Here is a 14,780-nt window from a genome sequence, read left to right as displayed (position 1 = left end):
GCGGGAAGCCGTAGCCGGGCTGGGCGTGAGCGGCCGGGGGCTGGGGGAAGCCGTAGCCGGGCTGGGCGTCGGGCGCGGGCGGCTGCGGGAAGCCGTATCCCGGCTGCGGGGCCGGGGGCTGCGGCGGCGCGGCCGGCGGATTCCAGGCGGGCGGCGCGGGCGGCTGCTGAGCCGCGGCGGCGTCCACCGGCTGCGGCTGCGCGGGCCACTGCGCCGCCGGGGCGGGCGCGGCGGGCTCGTAGGACGGCGGCAGCGGCGGCACACCGCTCTGCGGGGCCGGCGGGGGAGGAGCCCAGGCGGACGGCACGGAGTCCTGGGGCACGGCGTCCCGGGGGCCGCTGTCCTGCGGCACGCTGTCCCGAGGCTCGTCGGCGTCTGCCGGTGCGGCGTCCGTCGGCGCGGCATCCGTCGGTACGGAGTCCGTCGGTACGGCGTCCGAGGGCTCGTCGTCGGCGGTCTCGTCGGCGGTGGTCTCGTCCTGCGCCACGGCGTCTTCCTCATCCGCGGCCGGGCTCGGCGCCGAAACCGCGTCCTCCACGGCGTCGGCGTCCTCGCTCACCGGGTCCTCCGCCTCGTCCTGGGCGGAGTCCTCGGGCTCGGCAGGGGAGGAATCGCTGTCGGACACGGCATCGTCCGACGCGCTCTCGACGTCGCTCTCCTGACCGGTCCCGGCGACGCCCTCCTCCGTCTCGTCCTGCTCCTTCTCCCGCTCCTGCTGTTGCTCCTGCTCGGTGGTCTTGTCGGCCTCTGCCTCGGCCTCAGCCGCCTTCTCCGCGATCTGCCGCTTGAGGGCGACCGCGGAGAAACGCATGGTGGCGCCGCTCTCCAGGTCCCCGCTCCGGGAACCGCCGTCCTCGGAGGGGTCGGTGTCCGGCGCCTCGGACGGAGGCTGCTGCGGCTCGAACCCGCTGTTCTCCGGCAGCCCGGGCACCGCGACGGGCTCGGCGGCAGGCGGCGCCGCGGGGGGCGCGGGCGGGGCGGGCGGCGTGAAGGGAACCCCCGGCGCGGGCGGAGCGGGAGGAGTGAACGGCATCCCCGGCCCAGCCGGAGCCCCAGCCGAGGGAACGGACCCGGGAACGGGCGGCGGGAAGGGCGCACCGGGCCCCGGCGGCACCGGCGGAGCGAACGGCGCCCCGGGCGTCCCGCTCTCCGGCGCGGGAGGCGCCGGAGGCGTAGGAGCGGTGGGCGGCGCGGGAGGCGCGGGCGCAGCCGCGGCCGACGGCGGAGCCGACGCCGGCTCCTGCCCGGGCCCGCCTGGTGCCCCGGCGGCGTTCTGCGTGTACCAGGCAGGCGGCGCGTAGTCGATGGTGAACTCGCCCGTCGTCTCGACGGCGGACTCCGCGTCGGGCTGGTCATCGCCGGGTGTCGCCCAGCCCCCGCGGATCCCGTCCCGATCGCTGCTCACAGTTCCTCCTGGTGTGGTCGCCCACCGTCGTGCGTGGTGCCGGGGCGGCCGTTCTTCTTGTCGTCCGTAGTGGTCCGAGGCGGTCTGAGGTCGTCCGAGCGTCGGCCCTTCCCCCGGAGACGTCGACGCCACACCACGGGTTCCGGCATCGCGCCCCGTACCAGCCTAATCATCAGGTGCCTCACCCCGGCAGGCCCGTCCACCCCCGAGCCCCCGTCCGCCGCGCTCCCGAACTCCCTCCAGGTGCGCAGATATCCGTCATGTCGCATGAGGAAACCGCATCTTGACCCCGTTTTGTTCACAACATGCCGCAAGTAGGCGCCCGCACACGGCGCTTGCGGGACACACGCTCCACCCGGCCCTCAACTCCCCCGAGAGCGCCAGGCATAGTAGGGCGGTCCGATCACCGAGGGCGGCCCACACCCCTGCGAAGCAGCGCACGCGGTTCACCACGCCCCCGACACCGAAAGGAACTTCCGCGCGTGAGCTTCGGCCCGCCTCCTTCGATCTACACCGAGTCCGCCCTCACGGCCGACCGTGACCGGGCCAAGCGCCGCAGGCGGATGCTCGGCGCGGTCATCGCCCTGGTCCTCACCGTTCTAGCCGCGGGCGGCGGCCTGCTGTGGTACGGCTCCGGCGAAACCCAGGACGACAAGAAGCCGACGGCGACCCGGCAGGCGCCGGACGAGGTCAGGGAGACGGTCGAGAAGGTCCCCGCCTCGCCCGAGGGGATGCTGGTGGTCGAGCACGACGAGGAGAACCTCGCCCAGAGCACCGACACCAACCCGCGCTACGCGCCCGGCACCTGGGCCGTCGGAAAGCTCGTCGCGAAGGGCGTCGCCGACCGCATCGAGGCCTACAAGACCGACTCCCTCAACGACACCGTGGCCTGGACCCTCAAGCTGGACGGCCACCTCTGCGCCACCACCAGGCACGTCACCGCCGACGGCCGTACCGCGGTCGTCATCCAGCCCCCGCAGGCCAAGGGGGCGGAGAAGGAAGGCGTCTGCGACCAGGTCGTCCTCGTCGACCTGAACACCGGCAAGAAGGTGTGGCAGAAGAAGATGCCGTCGGCGAACTTCGCCTACGTCACCAACACCAACCTCACCCTGACCGAGGGCGTCGTCGCCGTGGCCTGGGGCCGGGGTTCGGTGGCCTACGACATGAAGGACGGCAAGCAGCTCTGGAACGGCACGACGACCTCGGCCTGCGAGGACAAGGGCTTCGCCGGCGGACGCGCCCTGCTCGCGCTGCTCAGCTGCGGAGAGGCGCCCGACGCCACGTACCAGGTGCAGAAGCTCGACCCGCGCACCGGCAAGGCCCAGTGGACGTACCGGGTGGCGCGCGGCGTCGACTCCGTCTACCTGCCCTCCTCCTCCCCGCCGGTCCTCGCCGTCGCGGCCGGGGACATCTCGGTGACGGACCTGATCACCCTCGACGACAAGGGCAAGCACCAGGCGTCCATCGCGCTGAGCGGCTACGAGGCCAAGTGCGGCGCCCGGTACTTCTCCCGGCCGCTCTTCGGCGTGGTGGAGAACTGCGACGGCATGGTCGTGGGACGGGACCAGCTCTTCGTCATGAGCAAGGAGAACATCGCGACCGGTCAGCCGTCCGACTGGATCGTGGCGTTCGACGTCAGGACGGGCAAGACGCAGGGCAAGTTCGAGGGGCGTGAACTGCAGATGGTCTATCCGCTGCGGATGAGCGGCGACGACCTGCTGATCTACCGGCGGGGCGCCGGCGCCGTGGCACCGGCGGCCGTGGTGAGCTGGAACGCGCGCACCGACAAGGAGACCCCGCTCCTGCTGTTCAGCCTGCCCGAGGACTCCGAGGCCGACCTCAGCGACCCGGACGAGTCGGACATCGTCTTCGAACAGGGGCGGGCCTTCTTCGCCAAACGCGAGCTGGTCCGCGACGACGAGGAGCCCAAGGACCCGGTCCTGATGATCGTCGGCATCGCCGGCGCGGGCCTCGAGCACTGACGGCCGGGCGCCACCGCGGACCGGCTTCGCGCGGGCCGGGGCCGCGGCGCGGGGACACGACGTTCCCGCCCGCCCCCGGCCACCCCACCCGTTCCTACAGGTCCAGCCCGCCGTTGTGCGGCGCCGGCTTCAGGTCGAACTCGCCGTCACGGGCGCCCAGCACGAAGGCCCGCCACTCGGCCTCCGTGTAGCGCAGCACGGTGTCCGGGTCGAGCGAGGACCGCATCGCCACCGCCCCGCCGGGCAGGCGGGCGATCTCCACACGCTCCTCGTGCTCCTCCGTACCCGGCGCGCACTCCCAGGTGACGCCCGAGATGTCCATCGAGTACAGCTCGTCCCGCTCCCGCTCCTTGCGGGCCTTCCTGTCCTCCACCGTTTCCTCCGCCACTGCGTGCGCCCCCTTCCGGCATACGGATGATCCAACCGTTCACCCTAGCGGCAGAGCCCGCGCCGCCCGGGCGATTCCGGAACCGAGGAAAAGGCCGGTCCAACCTGCTGGTACCCTGGTTGACGGCCGTTTGTGTACGCACCCCCGGAGCGCCGCTCTGGAGGCCGCGCCCAGCGGATCCCCGCCTCCCGAGTAACGGAAGCTCCCCCGAGACGCAGACCGGGGGCACTCGGTGGCCATCCACAGATCATGAGGAGTACGCGTGTCGCTCGACGCCGCAGTGAAGAAGCAGATCATCTCCGAGTTCGGTACCAAGGACGGTGACACCGGCTCCCCCGAGGTCCAGGTCGCTCTGCTGTCCCGTCGGATCTCCGACCTGACCGAGCACCTCAAGACCCACAAGCACGACCACCACTCCCGCCGGGGTCTGCTGATCCTGGTCGGTCAGCGCCGTCGCCTGCTGCAGTACCTGGCGAAGAAGGACATCCAGCGCTTCCGTACGCTGGTCGACCGCCTCGGCATCCGTCGCGGTGCGGCGGGCGCCAAGTAGGACGCCGTGAAGGGAGCGGTTCCCGAAGGACTCGGGACCGCTCCCTTTGCCGTACGTGCCGGAAACATGCGGAGTGTCACCCGCGCTTTGTAGTGTGGTAGCACAACGCAATAGGCACGACACGGATACACACGACACGAAACGCCGTACGGCACCCACACGCCGTACGACACAGAACGAGGAGAAGCGCACCTCGCCGCCACCGGTCCTCGGTAGTGGCCCCCGGGGGAAGGAACCCCCGGGTGCTTCGATCGAAGACCGGTCCGCACCGCACGGAGCGCTTCTCCGCCATCGTCCCCCTGCCACACGGGTAGACGGGGACAAAAGACGAAAAGTATCGGAGAAACGCTAGTGGAGAACGAGACCCACTACGCCGAGGCCGTCATCGACAACGGCTCCTTCGGCACCCGCACCATTCGCTTCGAGACGGGTCGCCTGGCCAAGCAGGCCGCCGGCTCCGCCGTGGCGTACCTGGACGACGACACCATGGTGCTGTCGGCCACCACCGCCTCCAAGAACCCCAAGGACCAGCTCGACTTCTTCCCCCTCACGGTGGACGTCGAGGAGCGGATGTACGCCGCCGGCAAGATCCCCGGCAGCTTCTTCCGCCGTGAGGGCCGCCCCTCCGAGGACGCCATCCTCACCTGCCGCCTCATCGACCGCCCGCTGCGCCCGTCCTTCAAGAAGGGCCTGCGCAACGAGATCCAGGTCGTCGCCACCATCATGGCGCTCAACCCCGACCACCTGTACGACGTCGTCGCGATCAACGCCGCGTCCGCGTCCACGCAGCTGGCCGGTCTGCCCTTCTCCGGCCCGATCGGCGGCGTCCGCGTCGCGCTGATCCGCGGCCAGTGGGTGGCCTTCCCGACGCACACCGAGCTCGAGGACGCCGTCTTCGACATGGTCGTCGCGGGCCGTGTCCTGGAGGACGGCGACGTCGCGATCATGATGGTCGAGGCCGAGGCCACCGAGAAGACCATCAAGCTCGTCGAGGGCGGTGCCGAGGCGCCGACCGAGGAGGTCGTCGCCGCCGGTCTGGAGGCAGCGAAGCCCTACATCAAGGTGCTCTGCAAGGCCCAGGCCGACCTCGCCGCGAAGGCCGCCAAGCCGACCGGCGAGTTCCCGATCTTCCTCGACTACCAGGACGACGTCCTGGAGGCGCTGACCGCCGCCGTCAAGCCGGAGCTGGCCTCCGCCCTGACCATCGCGGGCAAGCAGGAGCGCGAGGCCGAGCTGGACCGCGTCAAGGCGCTCGCCGCCGAGAAGCTCCTGCCGGAGTTCGAGGGCCGCGAGAAGGAGATCTCCGCCGCGTACCGCTCGCTGACCAAGACCCTGGTCCGTGAGCGCGTCATCAAGGAGAAGAAGCGCATCGACGGCCGTGGCGTCACGGACATCCGTACGCTGGCCGCCGAGGTCGAGGCCATCCCGCGCGTCCACGGTTCCGCCGTGTTCGAGCGTGGCGAGACCCAGATCCTGGGCGTCACCACCCTCAACATGCTCCGCATGGAGCAGCAGCTCGACACCCTGTCGCCGGTGACGCGCAAGCGCTACATGCACAACTACAACTTCCCGCCGTACTCCACCGGCGAGACCGGCCGCGTCGGCTCCCCGAAGCGCCGCGAGATCGGCCACGGCGCCCTCGCCGAGCGCGCCCTCGTGCCGGTCCTGCCGACGCGTGAGGAGTTCCCCTACGCGATCCGCCAGGTCTCCGAGGCGCTCAGCTCCAACGGCTCGACGTCCATGGGCTCGGTCTGCGCCTCCACCATGTCGCTGCTGAACGCCGGTGTGCCGCTGAAGGCCCCCGTCGCCGGTATCGCCATGGGCCTGATCTCCCAGGAGATCGACGGCGAGACGCACTACGTCACCCTCACCGACATCCTCGGTGCGGAGGACGCCTTCGGCGACATGGACTTCAAGGTCGCCGGCACCAAGGAGTTCGTGACCGCCCTCCAGCTCGACACCAAGCTGGACGGCATCCCCGCCTCCGTCCTGGCCGCGGCCCTGAAGCAGGCCCGTGACGCCCGCCTCCACATCCTCGACGTGATGATGGAAGCGATCGACACCCCGGACGAGATGTCCCCCAACGCGCCGCGGATCATCACCGTGAAGATCCCGGTCGACAAGATCGGCGAGGTCATCGGCCCGAAGGGCAAGATGATCAACCAGATCCAGGAGGACACCGGCGCCGAGATCACCATCGAGGACGACGGCACCATCTACATCGGCGCCGCCGACGGCCCCTCCGCCGAGGCCGCCCGCACCACGATCAACGGCATCGCCAACCCGACGATGCCCGAGGTCGGCGAGCGCTACCTGGGCACGGTCGTCAAGACCACGACCTTCGGCGCGTTCGTCTCCCTGCTCCCCGGCAAGGACGGTCTGCTGCACATCTCGCAGATCCGCAAGCTGGCCGGCGGCAAGCGCGTGGAGAACGTCGAGGACGTCGTCGGCGTGGGCCAGAAGGTCCAGGTCGAGATCGCCGAGATCGACTCCCGCGGCAAGCTCTCGCTGATCCCCGTGATCGAGGGCGAGGACGAGACCGCATCCGACAGCGGCTCCGCCGCTGACCAGAAGGACGACGCCGACCAGTGACGTCGAGTAGCTCCAAGGCGACGGCCCGCACCTCTTCGGAGGCGCGGGCCGTCGCCCGTACCCAAACCCTGATCAAGGGCCACGCCGGCATCGGGACCGTCCGCAAGACCACCCTCCCCGGCGGCCTGCGCATCGTCACCGAGACCCTCCCGTCCGTGCGCTCCGCCACCTTCGGCATCTGGGCGCACGTGGGCTCCCGCGACGAGACCCCGTCGCTGAACGGCGCCACCCACTACCTGGAGCACCTGCTCTTCAAGGGCACCACCCGCAGGTCCGCCCTGGACATCTCCTCCGCCATCGACGCGGTCGGCGGCGAGATGAACGCGTTCACGGCGAAGGAGTACACGTGCTACTACGCGCGCGTGCTCGACACCGACCTGCCGCTCGCCATCGACGTCGTCTGCGACATGCTGACCGGCTCCCTCATCCGCGAAGAGGACGTCGACGTCGAGCGCGGCGCGATCCTCGAAGAGATCGCGATGACCGAGGACGACCCCGGCGACTGCGTGCACGACCTGTTCGCGCACACCATGTTCGGCGACAACCCCCTCGGCCGCCCCGTCCTCGGCACCGTCGACACGGTCAACGCCCTCACCGCCGACCGCATCCGCCGCTTCTACAAGAAGCACTACGACCCCACCCACCTCGTGGTCGCGGCCGCCGGCAACATCGACCACAACAAGGTCGTACGCCAGGTCCGCGCCGCCTTCGAGAAGGCCGGCGCCCTCAAGGACCCCGCCGCCACACCCATCGGCCCGCGCGAGGGCCGGCGCGCCCTGCGCACCGCCGGCCGCGTGGAACTGGTCGGCCGCAAGACCGAGCAGGCGCATGTCGTCCTCGGCATGCCCGGCCTGGCCCGCACCGACGACCGCCGCTGGGCGCTCGGCGTGCTGAACACGGCCCTGGGCGGCGGCATGTCCTCCCGGCTCTTCCAGGAGGTCCGCGAGAAGCGCGGCCTGGCCTACAGCGTGTACTCGTACACCTCCGGCTTCGCCGACTGCGGCCTGTTCGGCGTGTACGCCGGCTGCCGGCCCTCGCAGGTCCACGACGTGCTGAAGATCTGCCGCGACGAACTCGACCACGTCGCCGAGCACGGCCTGTCCGAGGACGAGATCGGTCGCGCCATCGGCCAACTCCGCGGCTCCACGGTCCTCGGTCTGGAGGACACCGGCGCGCTGATGAACCGCATCGGCAAGAGCGAGCTGTGCTGGGGCGAGCAGATGTCGGTCGACGAGATGCTGACCCGGATCGCGATGGTCACCCCCGACGAGGTCCGCTCGGTGGCCCGCGACATCCTGGGACAGCGCCCGTCGCTGTCGGTCATCGGCCCGCTCAAGGACAAGCAGGCGGCGCGCCTGCACGAGGCCGTCGCCTAACCCCCTCCCGTAAGGAAGCAAGAGACATGAGCAAGCTGCGCGTGGCGGTCCTCGGCGCCAAGGGCCGGATCGGCTCCGAGGCGGTACGGGCGGTCGAGGCCGCCGAGGACATGGAGCTGGTGGCCGCCCTGAGCCGGGGCGACAAGCTGGAGACCCTGACGGAGACCGGCGCCCAGGTCGCCGTCGAACTGACCACTCCGGCCTCGGTCATGGACAACCTCGACTTCTGCGTCGGGCACGGCATCCACGCCGTCGTCGGCACCACCGGCTGGACCGACGAGCGCCTCGCCCAGCTGAAGGGCTGGCTGGAGCGGTCCCCGGAGACGGGCGTGCTCATCGCGCCGAACTTCTCCATCGGGGCCGTACTGACCATGAAGTTCGCGCAGATCGCCGCGCCCTGGTTCGAGTCCGTCGAGGTCGTCGAGCTGCACCACCCCAACAAGGTGGACGCCCCCTCCGGCACCGCCACGCGCACCGCCCAGCTCATCGCAGAGGCCCGCCGCGCGGCCGGCACCGCCCCGGCCCCGGACGCCACCGCCACCGCCCTGGACGGCGCCCGCGGCGCGAGCGTCGACGGCGTCCCCGTGCACGCGGTCCGCCTGCGCGGCCTGCTGGCCCACCAGGAGGTCCTGCTCGGCGGCGAGGGGGAGACCCTCACCGTCCGGCACGACTCCCTGCACCACAGCAGCTTCATGCCGGGCATCCTGCTCGGCGCCCGCCGCGTGGTGACGACCCCGGGCCTGACCTTCGGCCTGGAACACTTCCTCGACCTGAACTGAGCCCCCGACCCCCATGCGCGCGAAGCTCTCCTACACCCTCACGGCCGCCGTCCTGGTCTTCTACTTCGGCCTGGTCGGCAGCCGAGGTGTCATGCTCATCCAGTCCGGCACGGTTCTGACCGTCACCTTCGGCGTGGCGGTGCTGATCCTGCCGGTCATCGGCGTGTGGTTCCTGTGGAAGAACACCCAGTTCGTCCGCAGGGCCAACGCCCTCGCCGCCGAGCTCGAGGCCGAGGGGGGCCTCCCGGTCGACGAGCTGAAGCGCACCCCCAGCGGCCGTATCGACCGCGACTCGGCCGACGCGGTCTTCGCCCTGCGCAAGGCGGAGACCGAGGAGGCCCCCGACGACTGGCGCAGCTGGTTCCGCCTCGCCGTCGCCTACCACGACGCCCGGGACACCCCGCGCGCCCGCAAGGCGATGCAACGCGCCATCGCACTGCACCAGACCTCACGCTGAGGCACACACCAGTGGGCCCGGTCCGCAGCAACCTGCCGACCGGGCCCACTGGCGGGTACGTCAGCCGCTCAGGGGTGGCGGTGCTCCTCGGCCCACGCCTCCACAGCGTCCGCGGCCCGGTCGAACGCCTCGGTCCGCGCCAGGAAGTCCGCCCCGTGCGTGGTCAGCAGCGTCGCGGCCTGATCCGCCGGCCGGTCCCGCCGTACGAGCGTCAGGGCCTGGCCCTGCACGGTCCGCGGCAGCCCCAGCCAGCGCACCGGCTGCTGAGCGGTCCGCACCGCCAGGACCCGGTTCCACGTCACCGTCCGCGTGGCGAAGAACCGCACGTGCCGCAGCCCGCGCCCGCTCACCCACACACCCACGCGCAGCAGCCGCAGAGCCCCGGCGATCACCAGCAGCGAGAGACCGAAGACGACGCCGGCCTCCGACATCGAGTCGGTCAGCGCGATGACGACCGCCGCGAACAGCACGTACGAGGCGAGCAGCAGACACACCGCGGCCACACCGACACGCCAGGGGCCGGGGCGGTAGGGGCGCCGCCAGCGGTCACGGTCGTCGAAGGGCAACGCGACGTCGTCCGCGGCCTCGAGCGCGCGGTCGGCCGTCAGGAAGGGCAGGGGCACGGCTGGTCCTCACTCGATCCATGCGTGGGCTGTGACCGGTGAGGCTATCCGCCTGTGCCTGCCCTCACCACCTTCGGGGGCCTCATGGGGGTGCCTGCCACGCCATTCGGACGGTGGGAGGAGGAGTCATCGCCCCTGGGACGCCTGGGACTGCTGGTTCTGCGCCGAGTGGTCCAGGGTCAGCGCCGGCATCCCGATGACCAGGGAACCCACCAGCGCGGCCACGATGGTGAGCCCCAGCAGCCAGCGCCCGGCCATCTGGCCGAGCGACGCCCGCTCAGGGGGCGGGGGAGCGACATTGCTGCGGAACCGGTCGGCCTCGGCGAGGAAGGCGAAGGGGACGGGTTCACGCCGACGGAACATGGAGAGACCGCTCCTTTCGGGTCTCGGAGGGATCAACTGTCATCAACACAGACGAACGAGTGCCACGAATGGTGCCGCGCACGCCCCGTAAAGTGGGCGCCGACTCCAGATGTGATGGGAAGGACCTTCCGTGACCCCCGCCGGCGACCCCAACCTCTCCTTGCGCAGCGATGTGACCGTCGAGCTGGTCAAATCCAGCGCCTCGGACGCAGACGTCCTGTTTGCCGCCCGTGTCTCGACCCTCGGCGAGCAGTCGCTCGAAGAGCTGCAGAAGGACCCCGAGCGCTCGAAGGGCCTGATCAACTACCTGATGCGGGACCGCCACGGCAGCCCCTTCGAGCACAACTCGATGACCTTCTTCATCAGCGCCCCGATCTTCGTCTTCCGCGAGTTCATGCGCCACCGCGTCGGCTGGTCGTACAACGAGGAGTCGGGCCGCTACCGGGAGCTCCAGCCGGTCTTCTACACCCCCGACCGGACCCGCAAGCTCGTCCAGCAGGGCCGCCCCGGCAAGTACGTCTTCGTCGAGGGCACCTCCGGCCAGCACGCGACGGTCAGCCGGGTCCTGGAGGAGTCCTACCAGCAGGCGTACGCCGCCTACCAGAAGCTTCTCGCCGAGGGCGTCGCCCGCGAGGTCGCCCGCTCCGTCCTCCCGGTCGGCCTGTTCTCCTCGATGTACGCCACCTGCAACGCCCGCTCCCTGATGCACTTCCTGGGCCTGCGCACCCAGCACGAGCTGGCCAAGGTGCCGTCCTTCCCGCAGCGGGAGATCGAGATGGTCGGCGAGCGGATGGAAGCCGAGTGGGCGAAGCTCATGCCCCTGACCTACGCCGCCTTCAACGCCAACGGACGTGTCGCCCCGTAAGGAGACGTATGTACGGATCAGCCGTGCGAAGTGTCCGTATTGCGGCATTTAGTGAAATTCATCTAGCCTGATCAAACGGACCCGGCACTGCTTGAACCCCCGAGCAGGCAGTGCCGGGTTCCACCTTTGTCACGACTTGTCGCCCGCCCCGAGGGCAGACCCCGCTCTGAGCAACGAGTAGCGTGTAACCCATGGCTCCGACCTCCACTCCGCAGACCCCCTTCGGGCGGGTCCTCACCGCCATGGTCACGCCCTTCACGGCGGATGGCGCACTCGACCTCGACGGCGCACAGCGGCTCGCCACCCACCTGGTGGACGCAGGCAACGACGGCCTGATCATCAACGGCACCACCGGCGAGTCCCCCACCACCAGCGACGCGGAGAAATCGGACCTGGTACGAGCCGTCCTGGAGGCCGTCGGCGACCGGGCCCACATCGTGGCCGGCGTCGGCACCAACGACACCCACCACAGCATCGAGCTGGCGCGCGCGGCGCAGCAGACGGGCGCACACGGCCTCCTGGTCGTCACCCCGTACTACAACAAGCCCCCGCAGGAGGGTCTCTACCGGCACTTCACGGCCGTCGCCGACGCCACCGACCTGCCGGTCATGCTCTACGACATCCCCGGCCGCAGCGGCGTTCCGATCAACACCGAGACACTCGTCCGCCTCGCCGAGCACCCCCGGATCGTCGCCAACAAGGACGCCAAGGGCGACCTCGGCCGCGCCAGCTGGGCGATCGCCCGCTCCGGCCTGGCCTGGTACTCCGGCGACGACATGCTCAACCTGCCGCTGCTCTCGGTCGGCGCGGTCGGCTTCGTCTCGGTCGTCGGCCACCTCGTCACCCCGGACCTGCGCGCCCTCGTCGACGCCCACGTCTCCGGCGACGTCCAGAAGGCCACCGAGATCCACCAGAAGCTGCTCCCGGTCTACACCGGCATGTTCCGCACCCAGGGCGTGATGACCACCAAGGCCGCGCTGGCCCTCCAGGGCCTGCCCGCCGGCCCGCTGCGCGCCCCCATGGTCGAGTGCTCTCCCGAAGAGATCGAGCAGCTCAAGATCGATCTTGCCGCGGGCGGGGTACAGCTCTGACAACAGACTTCCCGCGGCCCGCAGGGGCCGCGACGGGACTTCACAACTGAATACCGCGGGCCACCGGTGCCTGCACTTACAACGACAACTGCTTCTGCACGAACGTCACGCGCGCCACGTGCCCGACCGGTACGTGGCGCGCGTGGTGAGGAGAGTCTTTTGAGTCATCCGCATCCCGAACTGGGCCCGCCCCCGCCGCTGCCCGAAGGCGGCCTGCGGGTCACCCCGCTCGGCGGCCTCGGCGAAATCGGCCGGAACATGACCGTCTTCGAGTACGGCGGCCGCCTGCTGATCGTCGACTGCGGAGTGCTCTTCCCCGAGGAGGAGCAACCCGGAATCGACCTGATCCTGCCGGACTTCTCGTCCATCAGGGACCGCCTCGCCGATATCGAGGGCATCGTCCTGACGCACGGCCACGAGGACCACATCGGCGGCGTCCCCTACCTCCTGCGCGAGAAGCCGGACATCCCGCTGATCGGCTCCAAGCTGACCCTCGCCCTCATCGAGGCCAAGCTCCAGGAGCACCGCATCCGCCCGTACACCCTGGAGGTGGCGGAGGGGAACCGCGAGCGCATCGGCCCCTTCGACTGCGAGTTCGTCGCGGTCAACCATTCCATCCCGGACGCCCTGGCGGTGGCCATCCGCACCCCGGCCGGCATGGTGGTGCACACCGGCGACTTCAAGATGGACCAGCTTCCGCTGGACAACCGCCTCACGGACCTCCACGCGTTCGCACGGCTCAGTGAGGAGGGCATCGACCTCCTCCTCTCCGACTCGACGAACGCCGAGGTGCCGGGCTTCACCCCGCACGAACGGGACATCTCCAACGTCCTGCGCCAGGTCTTCGCGGGCGCCCGCAAGCGGATCATCGTCGCCAGCTTCGCCAGCCACGTCCACCGCATCCAGCAGATCCTGGACGCGGCGCACGAATACGGCCGCCGCGTCGCGTTCGTCGGCCGCTCCATGGTCCGCAACATGGGCATCGCGAGGGACCTCGGCTATCTGAAGGTCCCGCCGGGCCTGGTCGTGGACGTCAAGACCCTCGACGACCTCCCGGACCACGACGTGGTCCTGGTCTGCACGGGCTCCCAGGGCGAGCCGATGGCGGCCCTGTCGAGGATGGCGAACCGGGACCACCAGATCCGCATCGTCGACGGCGACACGGTGATCCTCGCGTCGTCACTCATCCCCGGCAACGAGAACGCGGTCTACCGCGTGATCAACGGCCTGACCCGCTGGGGCGCGAACGTCGTCCACAAGGGCAATGCCAAGGTCCATGTCTCCGGCCACGCGTCCGCGGGCGAGCTGCTGTACTTCTACAACATCTGCCGCCCCAAGAACCTCATGCCGGTCCACGGCGAGTGGCGCCACCTCCGGGCCAACGCCGAGCTGGGCGCCATGACGGGCGTCCCGCACGACAGGATCGTCATCGCCGAGGACGGCGTGGCCGTCGACCTCGTCGAGGGCAAGGCCAAGATCTCCGGCAAGGTCCAGGCCGGTTACGTGTACGTCGACGGCCTCTCGGTCGGTGACGTCGGCGAGCCGGCGCTGAAGGACCGCAAGATCCTGGGCGACGAGGGCATCATCTCCGTCTTCGTGGTCGTGGACGCCTCCACCGGCAAGATCACCGGTGGCCCGCACGTCCAGGCCCGCGGCTCGGGTATCGAGGACTCGGCCTTCGCGGCCGTCCTCCCGAAGATCACCGAGGTCCTGGAACGCTCGGCCCAGGACGGCGTGGTCGAACCCCACCAGCTCCAGCAGCTCGTCCGCCGGACGCTGGGCAAGTGGGTCTCCGACAACTATCGCCGCAGGCCGATGATCCTCCCGGTCGTCGTGGAGGTCTGACCCGCGAACAACCCCTCGTACGCGTGAACCCGGAGCGGGGCCCCTCGATTTGCATCGGGGCGCCCCGCTCCAGTACGTTTACGGCTCCGCCCGAACGGGAACCCGGACGCCTCCTGCGCGCCCGGACCACTCCCCGGAGGCCGGGAAAACCGACTCAGAACTTCTGATAAAGTCGGAACCGCCGGAAAGGAAACCGCGAAACAAAAGCGGGAACCTGGAAAGCACCGAGGAAATCGGATCGAGAAAAGATCTGATAGAGTCGGAAACGCAAGACCGAAGGGAAGCGCCCGGAGGAAAGCCTGAGAGAGTCTCTCGGGTGAGTACAAAGGAAGCGTCCGTTCCTTGAGAACTCAACAGCGTGTCAAAAATCAACGCCAGATTAGTTGATACCCCGTCCCCTGCAGTGAACGCCGAGGATGAGGTTCCTTTGAAAAAACACAGCGAGGACGCTGTGAGCCGGGAGG

Annotated in this window: 12 protein-coding genes and 2 pseudogenes; 9 read left to right on the top strand and 5 right to left on the bottom strand. The window is 70.1% G+C overall.

What is annotated here, in order from left to right; all coding sequences use genetic code 11:
• Together ALMP_RS32045 and ALMP_RS44515 are read right to left on the bottom strand one after the other, a co-directional pair.
• A pseudogene (locus ALMP_RS32045) lies at positions 1 to 931 on the bottom strand (topoisomerase II); the annotation flags it as partial.
• A 345-nt stretch (positions 932 to 1,276) separates the two neighbouring features.
• Positions 1,277 to 1,405, bottom strand: a pseudogene (locus tag ALMP_RS44515) (SCO5717 family growth-regulating ATPase); the annotation flags it as partial.
• 482 nt (positions 1,406 to 1,887) lie between these two features.
• Between ALMP_RS44515 and ALMP_RS32040 the strand changes: the two are divergent.
• Positions 1,888 to 3,387 carry a PQQ-like beta-propeller repeat protein gene (locus ALMP_RS32040; protein WP_264934790.1) on the top strand — a complete coding sequence of 500 codons (1,500 nt, stop codon included), beginning with the start codon at positions 1,888 to 1,890 and terminating at the stop codon, positions 3,385 to 3,387.
• A 94-nt stretch (positions 3,388 to 3,481) separates the two neighbouring features.
• Here the strand turns inward: ALMP_RS32040 and ALMP_RS32035 are convergent, their stop codons facing one another.
• Positions 3,482 to 3,775, bottom strand: coding sequence for a DUF397 domain-containing protein (locus ALMP_RS32035; protein WP_264934789.1), 294 nt, complete (start codon positions 3,773 to 3,775; stop codon positions 3,482 to 3,484).
• 262 nt (positions 3,776 to 4,037) lie between these two features.
• Between ALMP_RS32035 and rpsO the strand changes: the two genes are divergently transcribed.
• The 5 genes from rpsO to ALMP_RS32010 all read left to right on the top strand — a co-directional run bounded on the left by rpsO (position 4,038) and on the right by ALMP_RS32010 (position 9,529).
• On the top strand, positions 4,038 to 4,325 hold the full coding sequence (gene rpsO, locus ALMP_RS32030; RefSeq protein ID WP_264934788.1) for a 30S ribosomal protein S15: 288 nt from the start codon (positions 4,038 to 4,040) through the stop codon (positions 4,323 to 4,325).
• A gap of 351 nt (positions 4,326 to 4,676) precedes the next feature.
• Positions 4,677 to 6,917: a polyribonucleotide nucleotidyltransferase gene (locus tag ALMP_RS32025; RefSeq protein ID WP_264934786.1), complete on the top strand. Its 2,241-nt coding sequence runs from the start codon at positions 4,677 to 4,679 to the stop codon at positions 6,915 to 6,917.
• Positions 6,914 to 8,293, top strand: a complete 1,380-nt coding sequence (locus ALMP_RS32020) for a pitrilysin family protein (RefSeq protein ID WP_264934784.1) — start codon at positions 6,914 to 6,916, stop codon at positions 8,291 to 8,293. The genes ALMP_RS32025 and ALMP_RS32020 overlap by 4 nt, the downstream gene beginning before the upstream one ends.
• Before the next feature lie 26 nt (positions 8,294 to 8,319).
• Positions 8,320 to 9,072, top strand: a complete 753-nt coding sequence (gene dapB, locus ALMP_RS32015; protein ID WP_264934782.1) for a 4-hydroxy-tetrahydrodipicolinate reductase — start codon at positions 8,320 to 8,322, stop codon at positions 9,070 to 9,072.
• 13 nt (positions 9,073 to 9,085) lie between these two features.
• Positions 9,086 to 9,529, top strand: coding sequence for a hypothetical protein (locus ALMP_RS32010; protein ID WP_264934780.1), 444 nt, complete (start codon positions 9,086 to 9,088; stop codon positions 9,527 to 9,529).
• A gap of 68 nt (positions 9,530 to 9,597) precedes the next feature.
• Here ALMP_RS32010 and ALMP_RS32005 read toward each other — a convergent pair whose 3' ends face one another.
• A complete protein-coding gene (locus ALMP_RS32005; RefSeq protein ID WP_264934778.1) occupies positions 9,598 to 10,152 on the bottom strand; it encodes a hypothetical protein in 555 nt (184 codons plus the stop codon).
• A 126-nt stretch (positions 10,153 to 10,278) separates the two neighbouring features.
• On the bottom strand, positions 10,279 to 10,515 hold the full coding sequence (locus tag ALMP_RS32000) for a hypothetical protein (RefSeq protein ID WP_264934776.1): 237 nt from the start codon (positions 10,513 to 10,515) through the stop codon (positions 10,279 to 10,281).
• Positions 10,516 to 10,645: 130 nt separating this feature from the next.
• Between ALMP_RS32000 and thyX the strand changes: the two genes are divergently transcribed.
• From thyX to ALMP_RS31985, 3 genes are all read left to right on the top strand, one after another.
• Positions 10,646 to 11,380, top strand: coding sequence for an FAD-dependent thymidylate synthase (thyX, locus tag ALMP_RS31995; protein WP_264934774.1), 735 nt, complete (start codon positions 10,646 to 10,648; stop codon positions 11,378 to 11,380).
• Positions 11,381 to 11,571: 191 nt separating this feature from the next.
• Positions 11,572 to 12,471 carry a 4-hydroxy-tetrahydrodipicolinate synthase gene (gene dapA, locus ALMP_RS31990; RefSeq protein WP_264934772.1) on the top strand — a complete coding sequence of 300 codons (900 nt, stop codon included), beginning with the start codon at positions 11,572 to 11,574 and terminating at the stop codon, positions 12,469 to 12,471.
• Between the two features lie 159 nt (positions 12,472 to 12,630).
• Positions 12,631 to 14,316: a ribonuclease J gene (locus ALMP_RS31985; protein ID WP_264934770.1), complete on the top strand. Its 1,686-nt coding sequence runs from the start codon at positions 12,631 to 12,633 to the stop codon at positions 14,314 to 14,316.
• The last annotated feature ends 464 nt before the right edge of the window (positions 14,317 to 14,780 follow it).

It is taken from the genome of Streptomyces sp. A012304, assembly GCF_026008495.1.
Lineage (GTDB): Bacteria > Actinomycetota > Actinomycetes > Streptomycetales > Streptomycetaceae > Streptomyces.
This window is presented reverse-complemented; position numbering and strand designations above follow the sequence as displayed.